Below are 23,809 nucleotides of genomic sequence, written 5' to 3'. Positions count from 1 at the left end.
TTAAGATGATTTTGTTTTCGTGTGCTTCACTTCTGATAAAGATACTATAAAAGTTGATCGCCCCATGTCAACTTATAGGCTGATTTCTCTTGATATCAGATATTTCGAAAAAATAATTTTCAAAATTAAAAGCCTTCTAAATTAGAAATTTTAAAACGTATACTCGACGAGGATACTACATAAAATAGGAATGGAATAACCGTAATTTTATAATTTATTTATGTTAATTTACAGTATTAAGATACTGTTATTCAAATGTTTATAGTTTTTTAAAACACTCCAAAAACGTAGTGCTTGATTTGTGTTAAAGTTTGGTTTTATTCGACACTTTGCGCTTCAGACAATAATAGATAGTAACTTTCTTGATTAATTATAATCTAAAAAAACAAACCTTATCTGAATGTAGGTTGATTTTGATACTTTTGTGAATTGACTAGTGATAATCATTAAAAATCGAAATTTGAAAAGAAAGTTTATATATCCGTTGTTGGTTATTATTGTTACCGTTGGCTTCTATTATATAGAAAAAAAAATAGATGTAACTAATACGAAAGATGCAACGGAGCAGATAGTTAAAAATAAAGAACTTAGTTTTTTTTATCTTCCAACATCCACAACAGGTATTGTGGTATCGCATGATAACTACTCTTTATCCTATTCCGAAAAACATGAGCAACCAGAGTGGGTAGCTTATGAATTAAAAAAAGAACATCTAGTCAAAAATGAATTCAAGAGACCTTTTTTTGAAGTTGATAATAAGGTAAGGTCGTCTTCGGCAGATTGGAGAAACTATAAGAACTCAGGATATGATAGAGGCCATTTATGCCCTGCTGGGGATAGAGGGTTTTCGTATGATGCTTTTGAGGAAACTTTTCTTACTTCTAATGTTTCTCCTCAGAATCATGAGTTTAATGCTGGTGTTTGGAATTATTTAGAGCAAAAAGTCCGGTATTGGGCAAGTAAGTATGATGGTGTTTATGTGATCACAGGGGGAGTTTTAACGGATGATCTTAAGACAATTGGTTATGAAGCGGTTTCTGTGCCGAAATATTTTTATAAAGTAATTCTTAATAAGAACTCTAAAAACTCAAAAATGATAGCATTTTTGATTCCTCATGAGGATTCAGATAGGCCTTTAGAAGATTTTGTTGTTACTACCGATAGCATCGAAAAACTAACCGGGATTGACTTTTTCCAGGAGTTACCAGATACTATAGAAAATAAACTAGAAGCGTCTTCTAATAAAAACGGCTGGAAATTCTGATGACTACCATTCGTTAACCCGATTCGCATCTAATTTTACAAAGATAAAAAGTAGAAGTGTAAACCCCCACAATCCTGAACCACCATAACTAAAAAACGGAAGAGGAATTCCTACTGTCGGAAGCAAACCTGTAACCATTCCTACATTTACGGCAAAATGTACAAATAGAATACCTACTACGCTATATCCATAAACCCTACTAAATTGGGATTTCTGTCGTTCGGCTAAATACAGAAGTCTTATGAGTAAGCCAATAAACAGTATAACCACGGTAGCTGCACCAAGGAAACCCCACTCTTCTCCAACAGTACTAAAAATATAATCTGTATGTTGTTCTGGTACAAAGCCACCTTTAGTCTGTGTACCTTCTTTCCATCCTTTTCCAGTCCATCCTCCACTACCAATAGCAATTTGACTTTGATTTGTATTATAACCAATACCTTTAGAGTCTACTTCTTTTCCGAGAACAATGTTGAAACGATCTCGATGTCTTTGTTCGAAAACATTATTAAAAATATAGTTTACGGAAAAGCAAAATCCCGTAATCACCACAATAGTTAGTAAATATCTGGAGTATCTTGGTTTTTGTTTTCTGTTTTTAATTAAAATTAGTAGCATAACGGCTCCAATACCAAGAACTACCCATAAAGGTGTAAATAATAAAGTTAGTATGAATAGGGCAGCAGCAGAGGCTCCAATAATTAGATAGGTAGCTGCAAGACCTTCTCTGTATAATGGAAAGAAAAATGCAGCATATACTAACGCACTTCCAGGATCTGGCTGAGGTATAATAATCAACGCTGGTAATGCTATAATTAAGAATGCTCTTAGCTGATGGTTAATCAAATTAATATTTGTTTGCATATCACTTAAGAACTTCGCTAGTGCTAACGCAGTAGCTGCTTTTGCAAATTCCGATGGTTGCAGCCCGACAGGGCCAAAAGCATACCAAGATGTTGCTCCATTTACATTTTTTCCGAAAATAAAAAGTCCTAAAAGTGATACCAAGGATACTACAAAAATTAGGCCTGCAAATCGTTCATAAAATTTGGTTTCGATTGCTTGAGTGATAATTACAATTATAACACTTAAGACGATCCAGTATAATTGTTTTACATATGGTCTGGAAAAATCGGTCAAAGAGAAAACTTCATCATCATAAGATGCAGAATATATATTTACCCATCCAAAACCGATTAATGATAAAAATAGAAACACAGTTAACCAGTCTATGGCTACAATAGTCGATTTAGCCATTATTGGTTAATTTTAAAAGGTTCTCCGCTATATGGCTTTGCATATTCTTCTTCAAGACTGTGGGTTAGTACCCAGTCTTCAAGATCGGTCCTGGATATGGACCTTTTTATGTGTTTTTCTATCATTAAACTGGCAATTTTACCAGCGTATCTAGATCCCCAATATCCATTTTCTATAAAAACTGCGATAGCTATTTTAGGGTTTTTTTTAGGTGCAAAAGCAATAAATACGGAATGATCTGTTAATTGCATTCTTTGTCCATTAACCTTCGTGTAATTTTCTGCGGTACCTGTTTTTCCGCAAATTTCTATATCCTCTATTTGCAAAGACTTAGCAGTACCCTGAGTGTATACTTGATGCATCCCTTCAATTACAGGTTCAAAATGTTCTTTGTCTATGGTGGTGTATTTTGGTTTTGTAAAGTTTTCTATTTCTATAGGTTGACCGTCAATGGCTTTGATTATATGAGGAGTATAGAAATAGCCTCTATTGGCTATAGCGGCAGTCATATTAGCCAATTGTATAGGTGTTGCTAATACTGCTCCCTGACCAATAGCATTAGATATGGTAGCGGTAGCATACCATTTGTATTTTGGATATTTATATTGCTTGTTGTATAATTTAGAATCAGGAATTAATCCTTTACTACCACTGGATAGATCATTACCTAAATAGTTTCCTAATCCAAAGCTTTCCGCATGTTTTTTCCAATTGTCGATACCCTCTTGCGGAGTGTCATATTTGTTAATACTTCTTAGATATACATTCGCAAAATATGCATTACAAGATTGCGCAATACCGGGAATCATACTTAATGGGCTTCTGTGAGAATGACAACCAAGTTTAGCTTTTTTTCCATATCGAAATCCATGATTACAAGAAAAACTTTCTCTGGTGTCTACAACGCCTTCTTGTAACCCAATCAGTGCGGTAATAGCTTTGAATGGAGATCCTGGAGGATATTCACCTTTTACACCTCGATCAAATAATGGTCTGGAAATAGAATCATAGTGCAGCCTTGTGTAATTAGGAGATCTTTTTCGGCCTACTAATAATTCTGGTTTATAACTTGGAGCGGTAATTAAAGTGAGAATTTCTCCGGTAGCAGGATCTAGTGCTACAATACCACCACGTTTATTTTCCATTAGTTTTTGTCCATATGCCTGTAGTTCCTCATCAATAGTAATGGTTAGATCTTTTCCATTAACAGGTAGTGTATCATATTTGCGATTTTTATAGGGACCAATATCTCGGTTAAATCTATCTTTTTGAATCCTTTTTATTCCTTTTATTCCTCTAAGTTCGTTTTCATATTGTTTTTCTACTCCTTGCATTCCAATCAGATCGCCAGAAAGATAGTAAGGATCCTTTTTTATCAACCCATCATTTACTTCTGCAATATATCCAAGTACATTAGACGCATTTACTGTGTGATAATCTCTAAGAGAACGTTTCTGGATATAAAACCCATCAAACTTCCTCATCTTTTCCTGTAAATAAGCATACTCATCTTTTGTTAACTGAGGAATAACTACAGAAGGAACACGAGGAGAATATACTCTGGCTTTATTCAATTGTTTTACAAGTTTCTCTTTTGTTATTTTAAGGATAGAACAAAATTCTAGAGTATCAAAAGGCTTTAATTCTCTTGGTATTACCATAACATCATACGATGGTTGATTGGTAACTAAAAGTTTACCATTCCTATCATAAATTGCTCCACGTTGTGGATAATCGTATAATACTTTGATAGCATTGTCATCTGAGAGAGCAGCAAAAGAAGTGTTGTAAATTTGTAGATAAAAGAGTCTGGCAATAAAAACAATACCAGTGCTCATTATAATAAGATAAAGTAATAATTTTCTCATGAATCTTTTCTTCTAAACAATACCAAAACCAACATAATTACGATGATGGAGAATAGACTAGAAAATAACGTTTTTTTTGCTATTATTAGTGTATGAGAATAGTTAAATATTTCTAATGAAAAAAGTATAATATGGTGCATGAAAACCATTAAAGTGACATACGCCAATCGTTGCCCAAAACCAACTTTACTGAGCTTGACCGTTTGAAATTCATAGCTTAAACCAAAAACCGATCTTAGAACTACCGGACGTATATAGGTTATAACAATACATGCGGTAGCATGAACACCTCCAGAGTCACCAAACATATCTATCGTAAGTCCCAGAATAAAGCTTAGAAAAAGGAACAAGCTTTTGTTTATATTAATTGGAGCTAATAGTATAAAAATAATGTATATGTATGGATTAAGGTATCCTAGAAAATTAATATGATTGAGAATAAAAACCTGAACCAAAACCAAGCTGAAGAATCTGCCAATATATAAAAGAACGTTATTATTCATCTATTTTGGGGTTTTCTAAAGACTTAATTTCTAAAACATCATTGCTTTTTATGGCGTATAAGAAACCAATATCAGTCATATCATTAAATAGCTGTACGTCAATTAAAAAATAACTCTGATTTTGATCTAGCTTATAATTTAGGATGGTACCAATTCCTATGCCACGAGGAAAAATCGTTGAGCGACCATTGGTAATGATAGTATCTCCTTTTTGTAAAATTGCTTGCCTAGGTACAGTCTCTAATTGCACAATGTTAGGATCTTTACCATTCCAGACTAATGATCCATATTGATTTGAATTTTTTAAACCAGCATTAATTTTAGAGTTACTATTTAAAATAGAAAGAACTCTACTGTAGTTTTTTGAAGTGTTTTCTACAATACCAATAATACCTTTATCAGTAATGACTCCCATATCCTCCTCAATTCCATCTTTTTCTCCTTTATTGATTAAAATGTAATTGTCCGTTTTACTGTAATCATTTCTAAATACGTTTCCTTTTATGAAAGTAAAAGGTTTATTAAATGATGTAGTGTCTATAAACTTTGTAGCAATGGTGTCTGCAGTTAGCCAACTTATTTGATTTCGGAGTTGTTCATTTTCTTCTAGCAAACGTTCATTTTCACTTTTAAGTCCAAAATAATTGTTTATAGAATACCTCCATCCATAAACTCCACCTGTAAGGAAATTTGTAGAACTTATAAATTTACTCTTATGATAACTATGCGATTGTATGGTTAGAATAAGGGATAAGAATAATAGAAGCAGAAATAATAGGAAGTTTTTATTCCGTATTAAAAAATTAATAATCTGCTGCATGGGTTATGAGGTACTAAATTCTAAAAATAATGATTTCGTTATTTTTAATAGTGTTTTTACATACATTAAAAACAATCAAAGGAGAATAACGTAAAAAATAGATTTTAGGTATATTCTAATTATAATTTTCTGAAAACTATTATTTAATCAATACGCTCTTATAGCGATTAATATTTTTCAGAGTAATTCCTGTTCCTCTAACTACCGCTCTTAATGGATCCTCGGCAATGTAAACCGGTAAATCGGTTTTCTGAGACAATCTTTTGTCGAGTCCTCTTAACATAGATCCTCCACCTGCTAAATAAATCCCGGTATTATATATATCTGCAGCAAGTTCAGGAGGAGTTTGCGATAGTGTTTCCATAACTGCATCCTCAATTCTAAGAATTGATTTGTCCAAAGCTTTTGCAATCTCACGAAACGAAATTTGTACTTGTTTTGGTTTCCCTGTTAGTAAATCTCGTCCTTGTACATTCATCTCTTCTGGTGGTAACTCCAGATCTTCTGTTGCTGCACCTATCTGTATTTTTATTTTTTCTGCTGTACGTTCACCTACATATAAATTATGTTGTGTACGCATGTAATATATGATGTCGTTAGTAAAAACATCACCCGCAATCTTTACGGATTTATCACAAACAATTCCTCCTAAGGCGATTACAGCAATTTCAGTTGTTCCTCCACCGATATCTACAATCATATTTCCTTTAGGCTGCATTATATCAACACCAATACCAATAGCTGCTGCCATAGGTTCGTGAATAAGATATACTTCTTTACCATTAACACGCTCAGCACTTTCTTTTACTGCTCGCATCTCTACTTCTGTAATTCCAGATGGAATACAGATCACCATGCGTAGTGCAGGAGTAAATATTTTTTTCTTCAATGCCGGAATATCTTTGATAAACATACTTATCATTTTCTCACTAGCATCAAAATCCGCAATTACTCCATCCTTAAGCGGTCTAATGGTTTTTATATTTTCGTGTGTTTTTCCTTGCATCATTGCTGCTTCTTTACCAGCGGCAATTATTTTCCCAGTAACAATATCACGAGCAACAATAGATGGACTATCGACCACCACTTTATCGTTATGAATAACTAAGGTATTCGCAGTACCTAAATCTATAGCAATTTCTTCAGTAAAGAAGTCGAAAAATCCCATATAAAACAATAAAAAGGGTTAGAATTGAGTAAATGTACTAAAATTAATGTTTAAAATGACGTGTTCCGGTCATTACCATTGCAATTCCGTTTGCATCACAGTAATCTATACTTAATTGATCTTTTATAGAACCACCTGGTTGTATGACAGCTTTGATTCCTGCATTGTCTGCAAGTTCCACACAATCAGGAAATGGGAAGAAAGCATCACTCGCCATTACAGCTCCGTTAAGATCAAAATTGAATGATTTTGCCTTTTCTATAGAGTGCGTTAAAGCATCAACTCTAGATGTTTGACCTGTTCCACTTGCTAACAATTGCTTTCCTTTAGTAAATACAATAGTGTTGGATTTAGTATGCTTACAGATTTTTGAAGCAAATAATAAATCTTCTACTTGTGCATTTGTTGGAGCAACTTTAGTAACAGTTTTTAAATCTTCCGTAGCATCAGTTTTTAAATCTTTATCCTGCACTAAAGCTCCATTAAGACAAGAACGAACTTGTGTTTTTGGTAACTCAATATCTTTTTGGATCAGAATGATTCTGTTTTTCTTTCCTTTTAAAATTTCTAAAGCTTCAGCACTATAAGAAGGAGCAATTACTACTTCACAGAATAATTTATGAATTTCTTCTGCCGTAGCAGTATCAATTTCAGAATTACTAACCAGTACACCGCCAAAAGCAGAAACAGGATCACCTGCTAATGCATCTACATATGCCTGATGTATAGTTGGTCGCTGTGCTAAACCACATGCATTGTTGTGTTTAAGTATTGCAAAAGTAGGTGCTTCTCCTTTAAATTCATTCATCAAGTTTACAGCGGCGTCTACATCAAGAAGGTTGTTATATGATAATTCTTTACCATGTAGTTTGTCAAACATTGCATCAAAGTCCCCAAAGAAAAATCCTTTTTGGTGAGGGTTTTCTCCATAGCGTAACACTTTTCCTTTGGTTTCACTTATTTTAAGCGAAGCAATTTCGTGATCACTGTTGAAGTAATTGAAAATAGCACTGTCATAATGTGAAGAAACATTAAAAGCTTTAGCAGCAAAACGTTTACGATCTTCCTGAGAAATACTACCATTACCTTCAGAAATAGTTTCTAAAAATTCAGCATAGTCATCAACCGAAGCTACACAGGTTACATCAGCAAAATTTTTAGCAGCAGCTCTAATTAAAGAAATCCCTCCGATATCTATTTTTTCAATAATATCTTGCTCCGATGCTCCAGAAGCAACTGTTTTTTCAAAAGGATATAAATCAACAATGACGATATCAATCTGTGGAATTTCATACTGTTCAAGTTCTGCAACATCACTATCGTTATTTTGGCGATTCAGAATTCCACCAAAGACCTTAGGGTGCAAAGTTTTTACTCTACCACCAAGAATTGAAGGATATGAAGTAACATCTTCCACAGGGATGACTTCAACTCCTTGATCTTTTATGAATTTTTCAGTACCACCTGTAGAATAAATAGTAATACCAAGTTCATCTAATTTTTTTACGATAGGTGCCAATCCATCTTTACTGAATACAGAAATTAATGCGGATTTAGCGGTTTTTGTGTTGCTCATGACAGTTTTTAGTTAGTAAAACGCAAAAGTAGCAATTTAGTTACCAATTAGACAACCCATTATCAGTAATTGTTTTAGATATTTTGTAACAAAACTATAAGGAAAACGTCCTATCTTTATATTGTTCAAAAAATAGTACATGCTTATCTATCTTAGAGTGTTAAAAGAGAGTTTTAATTTTGCGATTAATGCTCTTAGAAACAATAAATTAAGAACTTTTCTTTCTTTGTTAGGGGTGACGATTGGTATTTTCTCTATCATTGGAGTTCTTGCCGCTGTTGATTCTTTGGAAAAAGAAATAAAGGGAAGTATCAGTTCTTTAGATAATAGTACTATATATCTTACCAGAGTTTCGTTCGGTCCTACGGATGTGCCTGATTGGAAAAGAGAACAATTTCCAGATGTTACTTTTGAAGAATATCAACTTGTTAAAAGAACTATGCCCAAGCTTAAGGCGGCGAGTTTTTTATTAAATGTTGGTCAGGAGGTTATAAAATACAATGATAAAAGCATCAGTAATGTGAGTATGGCTCCTGTTACTCATGATTATTATGATATAGAAGAATTACAGGTAGTTAAAGGTAGATTTTTTAATGAGCAAGAGTCCAATGGTGGCGCTCCTGTTATTGTAATTGGAGATGAGATTGCCAATAGTTTATTCGGAACGAGTGTTCCCATTGGTAAGAAAATTCGCGTATACGGAAGAAAGTTTACAGTAATAGGTGTTTTAAAGAAAGAGGGGAGTGGTCTTTTTGGAGAATCCAAAGATACTTCAGCAATATTGCCTGTAAATTTGGTGAGAAGAATTTATGGAGATAATAATAAGTTTACGTTTCCTATGATCATTATTAAACCCGAAACGGGAATTGATGTTCCGGAATTTGTGGCTTCCTTAACCCAAAAAGTTCGTTCTTATAGAGGTTTAAAACCCGATGAAATTGATGATTTTTTCATAAATCAATTACAGGGGTTTACCGATTTTATAGATAATATAACAGGAACCATGTCTCGAATAGGTGCTTTTATCGGTATGTTTTCTCTGTTGGTTGGTGGTTTTGGTATTGCCAATATTATGTTCGTTAGTGTAAAAGAACGAACCAATCTTATAGGAATCCAAAAAGCATTGGGAGCTAAAAGAAAATTTATTTTACTTCAATTTTTATTTGAAGCTGTAATACTTGCAGTTTTTGGAGGTTTGATAGGATTAATTTTGGTTTGGTTAATCTCAAAAGGAGCTTCTAGTATGACTGGCGATTTCGAATTTATACTTTCTACGTCAAATATGTTTTGGGGAATGTTTTGGTCAACCTTAATAGGCTTGATCGCAGGTATTTTTCCAGCTTGGATGGCTGCAAGATTAGATCCTGTAGAGGCCATCAGAACTGGAATGTAAAGTACACGATTCCCTTGAATTTTAAACAAATCTTGATAATAGGTAAATATTCATACCTAAAGCGATCAATATGATTACCAACACGGCAATCGGAATTACTTTCATCATAATATTTCTTTTTTTGTTTGGGGTCATTATAACTATTGTCATAGTTCAAAGATACTATGAATCAGAGCTTAAGGAAATAGGTAGAAATACTCGTTTATAATAAAGTGTCCTTATCAGATCTTTTTACTATTACATAAAAATCATTTGATAACTGTCTGTTAATCCATAATTTTTTAAATATTAAATTGAAATAATCTCCAGAACACGTAAAGTTATTAGGAGTTTCAAAAGGAGTAGTTTTTGTAGTTGTAATTTGACTTTTAGAATACCCCGTCAAGGGTAGCTGTAGCTGTGCATGTTCAATTAATATTCCATTCTTAGATGTTTTTCCAATTTCCATTCGTTTGATTCCATCCGTTTTTTGATGAAAAAACTGTTGTAATTCTTAAAATATTATTTAATCTTAATAGTTGGAAAGTTTATTAATGTTGTAGTTGTAATATCAGTAAAGATGTTAGAACCCTTACTGATATTAACAAAAATGGAATTATAATAATTTAACTTCTTGAAGGAAAAACTCCTTGAAGACATATGATGTAATATGTTGACAGCCAAGGCTGCATATTGTTTATTGGTTGATTATTACCAGTTAAGCCTACATCAATATTTCCAGCCAATGGAGCTGTGAATGGTTTTAATGTAGCATCGGAAGGTTGATTACTATAAGTTTTTACTTCCGAGCCGCCAGTATCTTCTGAAGTAGCTAAAGTAGCATTAGATGGATCAGCTAGATCTGCTGCATCTGCTAATACAGGGACTGATATATTGGCAACAGCATTCGCATTAAAAGTAGCGGTATGGTTGTGAGATGGTAATTGATTAGCATTTAGAATATTATACTCCGCACCTCCTCTTTGCCCTTCTCTACGATTAGTTAGGCCTGGTCCAGTTCCAGGGCCTATTGGGACGCGACCTCTTAGGTCTGGTAGTGCGAATGTAGTTCTCCCATCTCCGCCATAGATAGTGCCTAACAATGAAAATAAAGCTTGATTTTGACTGATTGGCATTAATTGTCCTGCACAAAATGCCCAATTTCTCGGTGCAAAACTCCCACCAAATATTCTGATTTCTGCCATTGTTCCTTCCATAATCTTGTGTTTTTAATAGTTGATTTTAATTTTTTTAACTTCTAGAAGGATAAATCCCTTGCAAACAAATAATATAATAAGTACTTAACCAGGGTTGCATATTATTTACAGGTCGATTTCCTCCAGTTTGGCCAATATCGACACCTCCTGCTAATGGAGCAGTAAACGGAGCAAGATTTGCATCTGCGGCTTGGTTGCTATAGGTCTTGACTTCTGAACCATTGGTATCTTCTGAAGTAGCTAAAGTGGCATTAGATGGATCAGCAAGATCAGCCGCATCCGCCAATACAGGTATGGATATATTGGCAACCGATGTTGAATTAATAATACCGATATGGTTATGAGAAGGCATTTGTAGAATATTTAATGTATTGTTTTCAGCTCCACTTTTTTGTCCTATTCGATGATCTGATAACCCAGGCCCGTGCCCAGCTCCAATTGGCACACGCCCTCTTAGATCTGGTAAGGCAAAAGAGGTTCTTCCATCACCTCCATATGTAGTTCCTAGAATTGAAAATAATGCATCGTTTTGCGATATTGCCAGTAACTGTCCTTCGCAAAATGCCCAAGCTCTTGGTGCAAAACTGCCACCAAACATGCGTACTTCTCCAATATATCCTTCCATGATAATTTGATTTAAAGATTAATAATTTAGTTGTTTAGTAAAGCTTTTATATAAAAACTTCTTTTTTTATTTTTATGCTTGTTGTAAAACAATGCCCTTGTCGTATTCCTAGATGGACAAATTTTGTTCCTGATAGAATGCCTGCATCAGAACTAATAGCATTTATTCGTAGTATTTTTCCGTATTTACAATACACATATAATCCTTCCTGAGGATGTGCGTGGATAATCTCACCAGCGGTTTTACCAAGTAAGGGCTGACTGTCTACAGGAGAAACTTCTAGAATTCTTAAAGGAGATCCTTGGTAATATGTGGTTGCTCCACCATATTTGGGATTGCAAGCATTTACTAAATTTTCTATTTCATCCGCTGATTGTGTTTCCCAGGAAATCGTAGTGTCTTTTTCTGTAGGTCTATTGTAATATGTAATTTCTTTTGTTGGCTGAGGTGTAAAGTTTTTAATGTCAGTTACCAGCCGAATTGTTTTTTGAATAACCCCATCAAGCATATAACTCATTTTGGAATTAGCCATTCCCAAGGTTTCCCCAGGAATTATAGGGACAGGTTGTTCTACTAGAATTTTACCAGTATCCCAATCTTCATCCATCTGATGAATAGTAATTGCAGTTTGTTTTTTTCCTTGTTTTATAGACCAAAATAGTGGGTCAGGACCCCTGTTTTCAGGTAATTTTCCAAAATGAACATTCAAGAAGCCATATTTTGGTATTTCTAATACTTCTTTAGGAATCTTGATAGAAAAACCACAAACCAATACCAAATCAGGAGCTTTATTTTCTAACCAAGCTTTGAATGTTGTATTAATATTTTGTTTATTAATGAGATATGTATCAAAACCTTCTTTCTGGATTGATGTCAGCCAAAAATTCTTCTTAGGATTGGATACTTCGGATTCCTGAAAACATACCGCTTCCAAATGATTGTCTTTAGATAGGTTGTTATATATAGAAAGGCAGACGGGAAAGCTTCCAATAAGTATTATTTTCATGAAATCAAGGTTTTGCAATCTACCAGATATGTATCCAGTTGTATTGATTGAATTGTTCATGTGATTTTTTGATATCACTGTTTACCAAAACTAAACAGAGTATTAAAATTGATCAATACGTATAATTACCTGAATTTTAAGGATGATATTAACTAATGAGAGCCACCGGTTTTTTAGCATATCATTTGTAGCGGTTTTTTTTGCTTAATTTGGGTAAATAGTGTGAAGTGTAAAGCGTAGTTATTTAACCTGAGTTCGATGTAAGAAAATTTATGTCAGTCAGAGTGATCCGCCCGAGGCGGATTGTATCGAAGACAAATAAATTTTCTAGAAAAAGCCTAATTTCGATACAATTTTTCTCCGTTTCACTATGAAAAATCACTCAATCTTACGGCTTTTTAGAACTAAATTTTTACATCGAATTCTGTGGAATAATAGATGTGTTGCGAAGAAGAAGTGTAAAAAAAAATAGTTATTTAAGGTAAAGACACTTTCGTTCATAATCTATAACGGCTTTTCCTCTTTTTAAAACATCCGCACCGATTATACCGTCTACTGGTTCCGCTTGATGTGCGATAAGTGCAGTATTTACGTGAGTAAGGTCAAATAAAATGAGTGAAATACTTTTTTTTGACCATTTGCCAAGCTGTAGCGTATTTTTTTTAGAAAGCTGTGTAAGCATGTCTGTAGCACCAGCGCCAGCAGCCTTTACATCACTGTCCTGCGCGAAAAGATTAAATTTTTCTACCGCATCAAAACCAACACACGAGTTAGACGCTCCAGTATCTACAATAAAATTACCCGCTATGCCATTAAGCATTGCTTTTACCTCAAAATGATTGGTTTTGGTATACACAAGTTTAATACGATGATATTCTTTTTCAATTAGAAACTGGCGGAGTGTTGTCATTTTAATTTTTGTCGAATCACGAACAAAAATAGTATAATTAATAAGAATCCTCCGATTATAAATATCCAATTTGATTTCTCTTCAGTCAGAGATTGATAGTTTCCATAATATACAAATGAAGCCCAGTAATATGGTGATTTTTGGGTGTTAGAGATTTCTTTTGCTTCAAGGAAATCTAATTTTGCTTTATGTAATCCGTGGACATAGGAGTTAGAAAGATGTAGATTTTGATAAAAATAGTGCATTAATTGAGAAGTAGTTTTGTCATTTACTTTCCATAACGAAAACAATACATTTGGTACTCCGGCATATTGAAATCCTCTGCCAATGCTAAGAGGGCCTTCTCCTTTGGCTAAAGTGCCAATACCAGTTTCGCAAGCACTTAGTACTACCAAATCAGCTTCTAATTGTAATCCGTATAACTGATTTACTAGGATGTTCTGATCTCTGAATTGTATAGAGGCTGGTCTTGAAAAACTTCCTGCTTCTGCGTGGGTAGATAGATGTAAAATTGAATGTTTTTTTGCCTCATCCAGAAAACGTGCATAGGTTGCTTCTTCTTTTTTTAGAAACACACCATCAAATTTTTGTTGCATGTAGCTTTGTTCTTCAAGAGAGAAAGGAAGTTCTATATTGGTGTTTTCAAAAACCGGGAAGACTCCTAAAATTTTTGGTTTTATATTATTACTATTTGATCTCAAATACTTATTTGCAGAAATTTCATAACTGATAATACTGGATTTGAGTAAAAATGGCATTTTCTCGAAACTCAGAACATTAGTTTTTTTAGTCAATAATGTTTCAAAAGGGATAAAATTGAGTAACCCATCAGGAATAATTACTATTTTTTTAGTGTTTGGAACCTTTAATATGTTATATAATTCAAAACTGCTTTCTGCAAAACCCTTTACATTATTGGTGATAGTAGCGGCTTTGTTGAAATAACCGATATAGTCTTGGATGATGATTCTAAAATGCTCAATATCTTTAGTTTTTGTTATTTCAATTGAATTTGCATCAATTTTGAACTGATACACAGTTTTTTTGCCAAAAAAGTATTCAATTAAAGTAAGATCATCTTGTTTTAGTTTTTCCTGAAGCGCTGAAAGTGAAACTTTTTCTTGTTTTAAAAGAAGATTGGGATATTTTTTCTGAAGCCTTTGAGTTACCTCCTTAAGGTCGATAGATGTCATTTCATATGCCGATGTCCATTTTTGAATTTGTGAGATATCGGCTTTGTCTTCTTTTTGTTTTTCCTTTAAGATGTAGGTGTCATATGCTGCTAGTTCGTTAGTAAGTTCATTGTTTCTCTTTACTAACGAATCGTTTTTATATTGTATTAATAGTTGCTTAGATAGTAAAGCTTCATTAACAAAAGGTGCTTTAGAATTTTCTGCCGCTTCAAATGCTTTTACAACATATTTCGCATCTTTTGTGCTAGTGTGTAAAGAGTATAAAAGATCAATGTAGGTTTCGGTACGATTTCGGTTTTGACTATGCTGAATAATTTTTGTGTTTTGTAATGGATACGTGGTATTTAATTTTGAGTTTACCTCAAAAGCTGCCTCAAGCGCATTAATGGTTAAAATAGGATCTTCTAATTGCTGATGGATATATGCCTGTACATCTAATGCTTTCATTAAGATTCTGTCTGCTATAAGAATTTCCTTTTTCGGAAAATCCATATCCGAAGAATATTCAGGAAGTAGGTACGCATAGATTTCTTTAAGATTTTTTAATGCTTCTGTATATGCTGATTTAGAAAGTAGAATATCTATATAAGCTAATTGCCATTTTGCAATATCTCGTGCTGATGTATTTGGTTTTTTTAATAACTGAAGTTTTGCCTTGTGGATATAGTTTTTTGCATTTTGTAGTTCCTTGTTTTCTAGTGCGATTGCTGCTAAGATTTGGTAAGCATTTACCTGGGTAACATCGATCGAGATTGCTTTTGATGCGTATTTTCGAGCTTCTTCTATTGATCCGGAATTCAGATAGTTAGTGGCTAAATTTGTTAAGATATTTACGTTTTTTGGAGCTATTTCTTCACCTTTTAGAAGTATTGTAATCGCTTTCTGATAATTACTTTTATTGTTATAAGCAACAGATAGGTTCGTGATGGCTGAAATTATTTTAGGAGTATTTTGAGATTGCTCAGCCAGATATAAATAATTAGTAATCGTATTTTCTGCTTTTTGTAAATCTCCAATTTTGATATATAAGTTTCCTAATAGTTGCAAACAATTTTCTATAATATCATAATCTGCGAGCTTATTGTTGTTGAATGTTTTCCATGCTTTTTCGTAATAGACAATAGCTGTTGGGATGTTTCCAAATTGATTGTGGTAATATCCCATGTTGGCATGAAGGATGACCCAGGCTAATTTATCTTCTTCGGTTATAAGTTGATTTTCTTTGGATAGCGTTATTTTACTCAACCTAAGTAATCCAGGTGTAGATGGATTTTGTAAAAAATAATCTAACTGATCATACAGGAATTTTGAAGTTTGCGTTTTTTGTTGACTGTGGAGTACTTGAGTTTCTAGGCATAGGAACATAAGAACCCATAGCAATGATTTAAAATTTCCAAATCCCATAAAACTGAATTTGAGAATTCGGAGTATCGAAATTGTATACGTATCTAACACCCAGACTAGGTCCGATCCGAATAGTTCCTAGATTCATTCCAACAAAAACTCCGGTTTGAAAATTGGTAAAACTATCATCTATTTCTTGCGCGACAAAAGAGTCTAAATCTCGATCAGGAGTGATTATTTGTCCTTGTTCTTCGATAATAAATCCTGTGCCTGTTGTTTCTTGATCATTTGTGCTTGTGATATCTAGTTTTAATTGAATTCCCGCACCCATAGCCAAAAAATTGGTAAAGTTATATCGGTAAGAAGCTGGTACAGCATATACAGAGATACTATTGTATTTGTTCGCTTCAGAGAATTCTATAAGATTTTCTATTCCATTAGCTTGCGTAGATCTGGTTTCAAAATTTCTTATTTCATCAAATGAAGATGCAGACAATAGCAGTTCTGCCTGATAATATCCTCTATACGATTTGAATGGAGAAAGCGTGGCTCCTACAAAATATTCTCTTTGATTATTTAATTCGGGAACTGTAATATACCCTGCTTTTACACCAATCGAAACTCCAGGTAAGAATCGGGTAGTGGCATAATTGGTAATAATAGGTTCGTTTTTGTCAAAATAAATAGCAGTTCTGCTTCGGGTCTTTTTCTTATGAAAGTTTTTGCCAAATTTCATCGAGTATTTTACAAAACCTTTAGTAGAATCAATTTCGGCTACATTTTTCTGTTCGCTTCCAGGAAGGTAAATTCTATTGAATTGAAATATGATTTTATCTTTTTGTAAAATAGTATCTAGACAACTGTAATTTACTTCTCGTTCTTTTGGACAAATTGGGCATTCTGGATACATGCCTTCAATTCTAAGTGAGGATTTGTCAAACATTTCTGGAGTATCCACCTGTAGTTTTATGGTGTTAGCAGGACCTTCTCCGTTATTCTGAAATCGTACTTTGAATTTTAATCGTTTAAATCTCACTAAACGGTAATTCATTAAAAAACCATTAGAGGACATTTTATTGGGATCATGAGAAGTAACAATTTCCATCTCAGTATCCTTTACGGTATGATTATCAAAATTATTGTCAGGGACATATACACTTCTTAGCGTTACAATGGCACTGGTATCTTTGATCATCTCTGGAGTAGTTTTCAATGTTCTAAAGATATTGCGCTCTTCTCCTGGTTTCATATCCTCAAATTCTATGATCTGATAACTTCGGTATAAGGCTTTTGATTCTTCTAGCGTAAGCGGAAAGTTTTTTCGTTTGGTAGTGTCTTGTACGAAAAGCGTTTGATTATATAATGAAGAAGTACTGTTTGAAACTAATAAAGAGCGATCATCATTTTCCGGAAGTATGGTGGTAACAGCATCCAAAGGAACGATTCGTTCTCCATAATGTAATCGAGTATCTTCTATAATAAAATTATCATTCTTAAATTGTCTGTCATTATAAAACAGATATAATTTCCCACTGGAGACATAGTTATTATTATTCTTGTAGCTAGTAATAAACACCATTTCTTGATCAGGAATGGGTTCGCGATTTCTTTTTAAAATCAAATCATCATCTTCAGTGAAAGGAAAATTATCTTCAATAGATGCTTCGTCTTGTACGTTATCGACGTTTACAGATTTTGGTCTGCTTGCGGGAGGTTTTCCGTTGTCATAGTTATTTGTTGCCCATAATTTAGCATCATATTTGCCATTTTTTTTATAGGTATGTGTTGGGGTTGATTTAAAACTATAATTACCATCTCCAAATTCCCAATAATAAGTGTAGAAAGCCTTAGGAGCACCAGCAATTTGATTAAGAGTAGGCATTTTGGCCTTGTAATTTACTTGATTTCCTTGGATTTCATAGGATATTGGTGCTATTCTGGGTATGGTGTCGTTAGTTAATATTTGTCCAATACAGAGAAAAGGAAACAATAAGGTTGTAAATAAAGCCGAAAATCTATTCATGATTTGTTGTTAGTGTTAATAAAGATAAACAAAAAGTTAAATCGCAGATATTACAATCTTTAGTGAATTAAAATTCCGGAAGGTCAACTTCCGGAATTTTTCTGAAATTTACTGTAACCCCCATCACCTAATATGCATATTCCAGTGTGAAGTTTGTCTACGGGAGATCGTTTATTAATGCAACTAATTCTGCTTCTGTTCCAGTAGTCGTAGTTCCAATTACTTCTGTATGATTTTCTCCTATGGTTGCACCTTGGATCGCATACACATATTGATCATCTTGTACAGATACAAAAATGAAGTGTACTTCTAATCCAATAGGTAGTAACCCATAATGTTCAGAGAATAAACCAGTTTCTGGGTTGTAAATATCTAATAGCGCTAATGCTGTAGGTTCTCCGTCATAAGATATGTATACGTTGCTATTAGTATTATCAAAACCTTGTGGTACATCTGCATATGCTATTGTTTTAGGGCCTTCAAAATTATACCATCGGTCTAAATTTGTCCATCCAAAGTTGCTAATAAAACCTCCGTATCCCGAAACTCCTTGTCCATTAGGACCTTCTCTTTGGATTGGTTCTAAACCTCCTTGTTCATCTTCTTCCCATACAATATCACATTGCATTTCGTCTCCATCGCAATTATTGTTCTGACCATTAAAGATTCTCATATCCTCATCAAATTCATCTGCAGGTGCAAAAAGCATAAAATCATTGACAAGTTGTAATTGTTCTCCATTTTGTTTGGCATTTATGTAAAATTCACCGCCAGAAACAAGTGTTTCTACATCTCCATTAGGGCGTTTTCCGTTTGTAGGCATTCTTGTTAGTAGCATCTTTGCTTTGTCATAGATTTCAATTAATTCTATAGTAACAGCGCCTGTAACAGGATTGCCATTTTGATCTTCAAAGCTGTTGACTGGGAAATATAAGATAGTACCTTCTGCTCCATATACCTCGCCAGAACCACCAGCATTTAGAATTGTTGTTTGTAAAGCTTCTTCACGATTTTCTATAATCTCAGTTTCTAATTCTAATCCATCAAGAAATTGCTCCACAATAATGTCATTGTCATCATTGCTACTACAGCTTGTTAATAAAAGAATACTTACACCTAAAAGTAAAAAGTTAATCATTTTTTGTTTTACATTCTTACTATCATTCGGCAATGTAATTGTTGTACTATTTGTTTTCATGTTTTTTAGTTTTAATTGCCCGATATGGACTTTCTAAATTTTGTTGTTTACATCTTCATATCAACAACACTAATTTTTTGTTACCCTCTTTCTTAAAAACTTTTTTAATTTAGATGTCCAGACAAATCATTTATGGGAACTAACAAAGCACATGCTGACCAGAAATATATCAAAGCTCTCTTAAATAATGATAGTAGAGTAATTGAAGAGATCTATGAAAAATTTGCTCCGAAGGTTGTAGGATACATAAGGAAGAATAGCGGAGACGAATCCAAGGCTCAGGATATAATTCAGGAAGTTTTAATTACAATTTATAAACAGACGATAGAAAAAGGACTAATACTTACTTGTCCGTTTGATGCTTATTTCTTTTTACTCTGTAAACGGAAGTGGTTAAATGAGTTGAAAAAGAATACTACAAAAGAGGTAACAATTAATGAAGAGGTAGTATCTATTAACGATGAGAGTGTTCAATTTGCTAACGAAACCTTAGTTTTTGAGGCTAGAAATGAGCTTTTTAAAGAAGTATTTGACCAATTAGGAAATGCCTGTAAAGAGTTGTTAAAAGCCACCTTTACTATAAAGTCTATGGAAGAAGTAGCATCAAAATTAGGACAATCCTATGGGTATGTCCGCAAGAAGAAGTCCCTATGTATTGGCCAGTTAACAAAAATGGTTCAAAGCGCTCCTAAGTATAATAAAATAAAAAATTTGTTATGACCCCAGAAGAAAAATATGAACTTTTTGAGCGAAAAATTAGTGACGAGCTTTCTAATAAGGAAGAAGAGACGTTATCTCGAATAATCGAGGAAGATCAGGTAGTTGCTGAAGAATTTAGAGTTTATAAGGAATGGAGTTCTTATTTGGATGCTAATCTGAATTTAGAACAGAATCAGTCTGATTTAGAACAGAATTTGAAAAAAGTAGGGGATTCGTTTTTTGAGAAAAAGCCAGCTAAAAAAGAAACTAAAGTAATAAAAATGCCTTCTTGGATATATGCAGTTGCAGCAAGTGTTGCGATTGTTTTAGGAGTATATACATTTACTAAAAGTGGTCCAACGTATAATGATTTTGCTGCGATACCGGAATTATCCATTACAGAAAGAGGAAGTGAAGATGGAATTGGTAAGAAAGCTGAAGTGTCTTTTAATTCGAAAAACTATCAGGAAGCGGAGAAATATCTTTCCGAGTTATTAAAAAATGATAACTCCAATTCAGAATATCTTTTTTATTTAGGAATCACTTTGGTGGAACAGGATAAATATGATAAGGCGTCCGGGATCTTCGAGAAACTGCAAGAAGGAACATCTGTCTATAAATACAAAGCTATCTGGTTTGAGGCTCTGAATCAATTGAAGCAGAAAAATATAGGTAGATGTGCTAAGTTATTAAAATTATTGCCACAAGAAGCTGAGGATTATCAGCAAGCACAAAAATTGCTAAAAAAACTTTAAATTTTCTATAAACTACTGATTTTTAAATTGTTAATTAACAATAATTTCTTTAATAAAAGCGTTGTATTATGTAACTTTTAGTGAGTTACAATGATACTTCCTTAATAATTTAAAGAGCATAAGTCATGGGGATAAATGATCACATACAATCGATAGAAAAAGAACAAATTAAACACCTGCATTTTCCGCATAAGGAAGTTCTAAGTGATAAGAGATCTAAACGTGATCGATACCGTAAATTGGTAAGAGGATTGAGTTTGGGTAATTTAGAACATCTAAAGGTCAAAATAGTTTTTGCAGATGATGAAGGTGCTAAAAAAGTAGAAACAACTATTTGGGGAATAACTGATAAATCAGTAATTCTAAAGCAATCGACCATTATTCCTGTAGAGAGAATTATTAGTGTTAATTGAATGTGTTTTTATTTAGAATACATTTATAAAAGTAAAAACCCTGAGAAATCAGGGTTTTTTAGTTATATATTATTATGGGTTGGAATCACCACAAGGACTGTTGAAAAACATAAAACAGCTACCAATAGGTAAGCAAACAAAACAACTACCAAAACTAGCGCAATCGCTATCTGTACTGCAGTTCTGAGGTGGCATTCCGCCTGTTATACTTTTTTGCTGATCTCTGCTGATTACTTTGGTCCCATTTAGGTTTAATAAATTTTTCATTTTTAAAATAGTTTAAGAATATGTCTACTCTATTGTTAATTAGGATTTTCGACTTTCTCCTTTAAAATTGATATTATATGATAATAAAGTTTGCTTTTCAGTTTTACTATTAGTCATTGCATCAAATAGACAGTATTAGTTAATGTCTTAACTGAATAAAATGTTACCCTGATTTATTTTGAACTCTAACAAAAGTTATTAATAACAGACTGAAAATTGAATTAAAATGTTGTTGTTTATTATATTAAAAGAGGCATTGGCGAAAGTTAAATTTGGTTATTTTTGTGGCATGATACTTACCGATACACACACGCATATATACAGCGAATCTTTTGAAGAAGACCAGGATAAAATGATGCAGAGAGCTATTTCTGTTGGAGTAGAACGTTTTTTTGTTCCTGCCATTGATTCTGGGTATACGCAATCTATGTATGATATTGAAAGCAAATATCCAAACAATGTATTTCTAATGATGGGACTACATCCTACGCATGTAAAAGAGAATTACAAAGAAGAGCTCCAGCATGTGGAAGAAGAGTTGGCAAAACGATTAAATGAAGATAGCGATAAAAAATTCTATGCAGTAGGAGAGATCGGGGTGGATTTATACTGGGATAAAACATTTCTAAAACAACAACAAGAATCGTTTAGATATCAGATTCAATTAGCTAAAAAATACAAACTACCTATTGTAATTCATTGTCGTGATGCTTTTGAAGAAGTGTTCGAGGTATTAGAGTCAGAAAAAGGAGAAGATCTGTTTGGGATATTTCATTGCTTTACAGGTACAATTGACGATGCTCGACGAGCTATTGGATATAACATGAAATTAGGTATTGGAGGAGTTGTTACGTTTAAAAATGGTAAGATAGACAAATTTCTAAATGAGTTTTCTTTGGAAAACATTGTTCTTGAGACAGATGCTCCTTATTTAGCGCCCGTTCCATATCGCGGTAAGAGAAATGAGAGTTCTTATTTGATTCAGGTAGTAGAAAAGTTGTCAGAGGTTTATGAAAAGTCTCCAGAAGAAATTGCCCAAATTACAACAGAAAATTCCAAACATATATTCGGAATATAGGTCTCAGATTCTAATATAAATTTTGTTCATTTGTGAGACCAATAAATGTATGGTTGCGATGAAGACTTCACCAAATATATTATTGATCTATACAGGAGGTACGATAGGTATGGTCAAAAATTTCGAAACAGGGGCTTTAATAGCTTTTGATTTTAATGAATTATTGCTCAATATTCCGGAGCTAAAACAATTGGACTGCAATATAGAGACCGTAAGTTTTAAAGAACCCATAGATTCTTCCGATATGGATGTCGAACGCTGGAAAGAACTAGGAGGTGTCATTAATTCTAATTACGAAAAGTATGACGGTTTTGTAGTATTGCATGGTAGTGATACGATGTCTTATACGGCATCAGCTATCAGTTTTATGTTCGAAAATTTAGGTAAGCCTATTATTTTTACAGGATCTCAGTTGCCAATTGGTGATCTAAGAACAGATGCTAAGGAGAATTTGATAACTGCAGTGCAGATTGCAGCTTTACAAAAAAAAGGAAAGCCAGTAATTACAGAAGTTGGGTTGTATTTTGAATATAAACTGCTTAGAGCTAATAGAACTACAAAGATAAATGCAGAGCATTTTAAAGCGTTTCAATCACTTAATTATCCAACTTTGGTTGAATCTGGAGTTCATCTTAAAGTAAATACCTCTTTTTTACAAGTTTCAAATCGTAGAAAAAAAATGGTATATCATACGCATTTTGATAATGATATTGTAATTATTAAAATGTTCCCGGGAATAAATGAAATGATTTTAAGGAGTATTTTTTCTTCGGAAACGATAAAAGGTATAATTATTGAGACCTATGGATCAGGAAATACTACAACCAAATCATGGTTTTTGGATATTATTTCTGATGCAATTAAAAAAGGAATACCTGTAATAAATGTAACACAATGTGCAGGAGGAAGTGTAGAAATGGGTAAGTATGATACAAGTGTTGCATTAAAAAAAGCAGGTGTTATATCAGGAAAAGATATAACAACAGAGGCAGCTGTGGCTAAATTGATGTATTTATTAGGAGAAAAGTTACCTCTTAAAGTGCTCAAAACCATTTATGAAACTTCATTACGAGGTGAAATGTCAGAAAATTAACGCCCCAAATTTTAGTAGTTAACATTTTTTTTGTTATTTGCTCAACCATTTTTTGGGCAAATTTTTTACTAGAGAGGTGGCCGAGTGGTCGAAGGCGCACGCCTGGAAAGTGTGTATACGTCAAAAGCGTATCGAGGGTTCGAATCCCTTCCTCTCTGCA

The 23,809-nt window shown here is 33.5% G+C and carries 22 protein-coding genes and 1 tRNA gene; 8 read left to right on the top strand and 15 right to left on the bottom strand.

Translation table 11 applies throughout. From position 1 onward, the window contains the following. Positions 1 to 460 precede the first annotated feature (460 nt). The gene (locus D1818_RS11985; protein WP_118459239.1) at positions 461 to 1,264 is read left to right on the top strand and encodes a DNA/RNA non-specific endonuclease; all 804 of its coding nucleotides are present in this window, start codon (positions 461 to 463) and stop codon (positions 1,262 to 1,264) included. A 3-nt stretch (positions 1,265 to 1,267) separates the two neighbouring features. On the opposite strand, the gene rodA is transcribed toward D1818_RS11985, so the two are convergent. From rodA to purH, 6 genes are all read right to left on the bottom strand, one after another. Beyond that, positions 1,268 to 2,521: a rod shape-determining protein RodA gene (gene rodA / locus D1818_RS11980; RefSeq protein WP_118459238.1), complete on the bottom strand. Its 1,254-nt coding sequence runs from the start codon at positions 2,519 to 2,521 to the stop codon at positions 1,268 to 1,270. Continuing rightward, on the bottom strand, positions 2,521 to 4,389 hold the full coding sequence (gene mrdA / locus D1818_RS11975) for a penicillin-binding protein 2 (protein WP_118459237.1): 1,869 nt from the start codon (positions 4,387 to 4,389) through the stop codon (positions 2,521 to 2,523). The genes rodA and mrdA overlap by 1 nt, the downstream gene beginning before the upstream one ends. After that, complete coding sequence (locus D1818_RS11970; protein ID WP_118459236.1) at positions 4,386 to 4,892, bottom strand: rod shape-determining protein MreD; 507 nt, start codon at positions 4,890 to 4,892, stop codon at positions 4,386 to 4,388. Before D1818_RS11970 ends, mrdA begins: the two co-directional genes overlap by 4 nt. Then, a complete protein-coding gene (gene mreC / locus D1818_RS11965; protein ID WP_118459235.1) occupies positions 4,885 to 5,712 on the bottom strand; it encodes a rod shape-determining protein MreC in 828 nt (275 codons plus the stop codon). Before mreC ends, D1818_RS11970 begins: the two co-directional genes overlap by 8 nt. 139 nt (positions 5,713 to 5,851) lie before the next feature. Beyond that, positions 5,852 to 6,880 carry a rod shape-determining protein gene (locus D1818_RS11960; protein WP_118459234.1) on the bottom strand — a complete coding sequence of 343 codons (1,029 nt, stop codon included), beginning with the start codon at positions 6,878 to 6,880 and terminating at the stop codon, positions 5,852 to 5,854. 43 nt (positions 6,881 to 6,923) lie between these two features. Beyond that, a complete protein-coding gene (gene purH, locus D1818_RS11955) occupies positions 6,924 to 8,456 on the bottom strand; it encodes a bifunctional phosphoribosylaminoimidazolecarboxamide formyltransferase/IMP cyclohydrolase (protein WP_118459233.1) in 1,533 nt (510 codons plus the stop codon). Between the two features lie 139 nt (positions 8,457 to 8,595). Here purH and D1818_RS11950 point away from each other — a divergent pair, with 139 nt between their 5' ends. Next, positions 8,596 to 9,849: an ABC transporter permease gene (locus tag D1818_RS11950; RefSeq protein WP_118459232.1), complete on the top strand. Its 1,254-nt coding sequence runs from the start codon at positions 8,596 to 8,598 to the stop codon at positions 9,847 to 9,849. 202 nt (positions 9,850 to 10,051) lie between these two features. On the opposite strand, the gene D1818_RS11945 is transcribed toward D1818_RS11950, so the two are convergent. From D1818_RS11945 to D1818_RS11910, 8 genes are all read right to left on the bottom strand, one after another. Further along, positions 10,052 to 10,297 (bottom strand): hypothetical protein, encoded by a 246-nt coding sequence (locus tag D1818_RS11945; RefSeq protein ID WP_118459231.1) that lies wholly within the window; start codon positions 10,295 to 10,297, stop codon positions 10,052 to 10,054. A 157-nt stretch (positions 10,298 to 10,454) separates the two neighbouring features. Next, on the bottom strand, positions 10,455 to 11,045 hold the full coding sequence (locus D1818_RS11940) for a phage tail protein (protein WP_118459230.1): 591 nt from the start codon (positions 11,043 to 11,045) through the stop codon (positions 10,455 to 10,457). A gap of 34 nt (positions 11,046 to 11,079) precedes the next feature. After that, positions 11,080 to 11,670: a phage tail protein gene (locus D1818_RS11935; protein WP_118459229.1), complete on the bottom strand. Its 591-nt coding sequence runs from the start codon at positions 11,668 to 11,670 to the stop codon at positions 11,080 to 11,082. A 46-nt stretch (positions 11,671 to 11,716) separates the two neighbouring features. Beyond that, positions 11,717 to 12,676: a methionyl-tRNA formyltransferase gene (locus tag D1818_RS11930; RefSeq protein ID WP_158596933.1), complete on the bottom strand. Its 960-nt coding sequence runs from the start codon at positions 12,674 to 12,676 to the stop codon at positions 11,717 to 11,719. A 472-nt stretch (positions 12,677 to 13,148) separates the two neighbouring features. Continuing rightward, complete coding sequence (locus D1818_RS11925; RefSeq protein ID WP_118459227.1) at positions 13,149 to 13,586, bottom strand: TIGR02281 family clan AA aspartic protease; 438 nt, start codon at positions 13,584 to 13,586, stop codon at positions 13,149 to 13,151. Then, complete coding sequence (locus tag D1818_RS11920) at positions 13,583 to 16,183, bottom strand: CHAT domain-containing protein (RefSeq protein WP_118459226.1); 2,601 nt, start codon at positions 16,181 to 16,183, stop codon at positions 13,583 to 13,585. The genes D1818_RS11925 and D1818_RS11920 overlap by 4 nt, the downstream gene beginning before the upstream one ends. Next, positions 16,164 to 18,146 carry a PKD domain-containing protein gene (locus tag D1818_RS11915; protein ID WP_118459225.1) on the bottom strand — a complete coding sequence of 661 codons (1,983 nt, stop codon included), beginning with the start codon at positions 18,144 to 18,146 and terminating at the stop codon, positions 16,164 to 16,166. The genes D1818_RS11920 and D1818_RS11915 overlap by 20 nt, the downstream gene beginning before the upstream one ends. 157 nt (positions 18,147 to 18,303) lie before the next feature. Beyond that, entirely contained in the window at positions 18,304 to 19,344 is a 1,041-nt protein-coding gene (locus D1818_RS11910; RefSeq protein ID WP_118459224.1) for a hypothetical protein, read from the bottom strand. Positions 19,345 to 19,476: 132 nt separating this feature from the next. On the opposite strand from D1818_RS11910, the gene D1818_RS11905 reads away from it, so the two are divergent. The 3 genes from D1818_RS11905 (at position 19,477) to D1818_RS11895 (ending at position 21,211) form a co-directional block, all read left to right on the top strand. Continuing rightward, positions 19,477 to 20,064, top strand: coding sequence for an RNA polymerase sigma factor (locus D1818_RS11905; RefSeq protein WP_118459223.1), 588 nt, complete (start codon positions 19,477 to 19,479; stop codon positions 20,062 to 20,064). Next, positions 20,061 to 20,798 (top strand): hypothetical protein, encoded by a 738-nt coding sequence (locus tag D1818_RS11900; RefSeq protein WP_118459222.1) that lies wholly within the window; start codon positions 20,061 to 20,063, stop codon positions 20,796 to 20,798. Before D1818_RS11905 ends, D1818_RS11900 begins: the two co-directional genes overlap by 4 nt. Positions 20,799 to 20,923: 125 nt before the next feature. Then, positions 20,924 to 21,211, top strand: coding sequence for a hypothetical protein (locus D1818_RS11895; RefSeq protein WP_162897275.1), 288 nt, complete (start codon positions 20,924 to 20,926; stop codon positions 21,209 to 21,211). A gap of 72 nt (positions 21,212 to 21,283) precedes the next feature. Here the strand turns inward: D1818_RS11895 and D1818_RS11890 are convergent, their stop codons facing one another. Further along, the gene (locus D1818_RS11890; RefSeq protein WP_118459221.1) at positions 21,284 to 21,478 is read right to left on the bottom strand and encodes a hypothetical protein; all 195 of its coding nucleotides are present in this window, start codon (positions 21,476 to 21,478) and stop codon (positions 21,284 to 21,286) included. Positions 21,479 to 21,767: 289 nt separating this feature from the next. Between D1818_RS11890 and D1818_RS11885 the strand changes: the two genes are divergently transcribed. The 3 genes from D1818_RS11885 to D1818_RS11875 all read left to right on the top strand — a co-directional run bounded on the left by D1818_RS11885 (position 21,768) and on the right by D1818_RS11875 (position 23,807). Continuing rightward, the gene (locus D1818_RS11885) at positions 21,768 to 22,556 is read left to right on the top strand and encodes a TatD family hydrolase (RefSeq protein WP_118463691.1); all 789 of its coding nucleotides are present in this window, start codon (positions 21,768 to 21,770) and stop codon (positions 22,554 to 22,556) included. Positions 22,557 to 22,614: 58 nt separating this feature from the next. Continuing rightward, entirely contained in the window at positions 22,615 to 23,649 is a 1,035-nt protein-coding gene (locus D1818_RS11880) for an asparaginase (RefSeq protein ID WP_118463688.1), read from the top strand. Positions 23,650 to 23,719: 70 nt separating this feature from the next. After that, a tRNA-Ser gene (locus D1818_RS11875) sits at positions 23,720 to 23,807 on the top strand. Positions 23,808 to 23,809 lie beyond the last annotated feature (2 nt).

The sequence above is a fragment of the Aquimarina sp. BL5 genome (assembly GCF_003443675.1).
Taxonomy (GTDB): Bacteria; Bacteroidota; Bacteroidia; order Flavobacteriales; family Flavobacteriaceae; genus Aquimarina.
Note: the sequence above shows the minus strand (reverse complement) of the source record. Positions and strands in the feature narration are given on the sequence as shown.

What these genes read in the sequence shown, in the direction of transcription:
- mreC (WP_118459235.1), bottom strand. Translation starts at nt 5,712, where the DNA reads ATGCAGCAGATTATTAATTTTTTAATACGGAATAAAAACTTCCTATTA.
- D1818_RS11970 (WP_118459236.1), bottom strand. Translation starts at nt 4,892, where the DNA reads ATGAATAATAACGTTCTTTTATATATTGGCAGATTCTTCAGCTTGGTT.
- D1818_RS11915 (WP_118459225.1), bottom strand. Translation starts at nt 18,146, where the DNA reads ATGAATAGATTTTCGGCTTTATTTACAACCTTATTGTTTCCTTTTCTC.
- D1818_RS11930 (WP_158596933.1), bottom strand. Translation starts at nt 12,676, where the DNA reads ATGAAAATAATACTTATTGGAAGCTTTCCCGTCTGCCTTTCTATATAT.
- D1818_RS11950 (WP_118459232.1), top strand. Translation starts at nt 8,596, where the DNA reads ATGCTTATCTATCTTAGAGTGTTAAAAGAGAGTTTTAATTTTGCGATT.
- purH (WP_118459233.1), bottom strand. Translation starts at nt 8,456, where the DNA reads ATGAGCAACACAAAAACCGCTAAATCCGCATTAATTTCTGTATTCAGT.
- D1818_RS11880 (WP_118463688.1), top strand. Translation starts at nt 22,615, where the DNA reads ATGAAGACTTCACCAAATATATTATTGATCTATACAGGAGGTACGATA.
- D1818_RS11900 (WP_118459222.1), top strand. Translation starts at nt 20,061, where the DNA reads ATGACCCCAGAAGAAAAATATGAACTTTTTGAGCGAAAAATTAGTGAC.
- D1818_RS11905 (WP_118459223.1), top strand. Translation starts at nt 19,477, where the DNA reads ATGGGAACTAACAAAGCACATGCTGACCAGAAATATATCAAAGCTCTC.
- D1818_RS11940 (WP_118459230.1), bottom strand. Translation starts at nt 11,045, where the DNA reads ATGGAAGGAACAATGGCAGAAATCAGAATATTTGGTGGGAGTTTTGCA.
- D1818_RS11960 (WP_118459234.1), bottom strand. Translation starts at nt 6,880, where the DNA reads ATGGGATTTTTCGACTTCTTTACTGAAGAAATTGCTATAGATTTAGGT.
- D1818_RS11920 (WP_118459226.1), bottom strand. Translation starts at nt 16,183, where the DNA reads ATGGGATTTGGAAATTTTAAATCATTGCTATGGGTTCTTATGTTCCTA.
- D1818_RS11910 (WP_118459224.1), bottom strand. Translation starts at nt 19,344, where the DNA reads ATGAAAACAAATAGTACAACAATTACATTGCCGAATGATAGTAAGAAT.
- D1818_RS11925 (WP_118459227.1), bottom strand. Translation starts at nt 13,586, where the DNA reads ATGACAACACTCCGCCAGTTTCTAATTGAAAAAGAATATCATCGTATT.
- D1818_RS11885 (WP_118463691.1), top strand. Translation starts at nt 21,768, where the DNA reads ATGATACTTACCGATACACACACGCATATATACAGCGAATCTTTTGAA.
- D1818_RS11945 (WP_118459231.1), bottom strand. Translation starts at nt 10,297, where the DNA reads ATGGAAATTGGAAAAACATCTAAGAATGGAATATTAATTGAACATGCA.
- D1818_RS11890 (WP_118459221.1), bottom strand. Translation starts at nt 21,478, where the DNA reads ATGAAAAATTTATTAAACCTAAATGGGACCAAAGTAATCAGCAGAGAT.
- mrdA (WP_118459237.1), bottom strand. Translation starts at nt 4,389, where the DNA reads ATGAGAAAATTATTACTTTATCTTATTATAATGAGCACTGGTATTGTT.
- rodA (WP_118459238.1), bottom strand. Translation starts at nt 2,521, where the DNA reads ATGGCTAAATCGACTATTGTAGCCATAGACTGGTTAACTGTGTTTCTA.
- D1818_RS11895 (WP_162897275.1), top strand. Translation starts at nt 20,924, where the DNA reads ATGGGGATAAATGATCACATACAATCGATAGAAAAAGAACAAATTAAA.
- D1818_RS11935 (WP_118459229.1), bottom strand. Translation starts at nt 11,670, where the DNA reads ATGGAAGGATATATTGGAGAAGTACGCATGTTTGGTGGCAGTTTTGCA.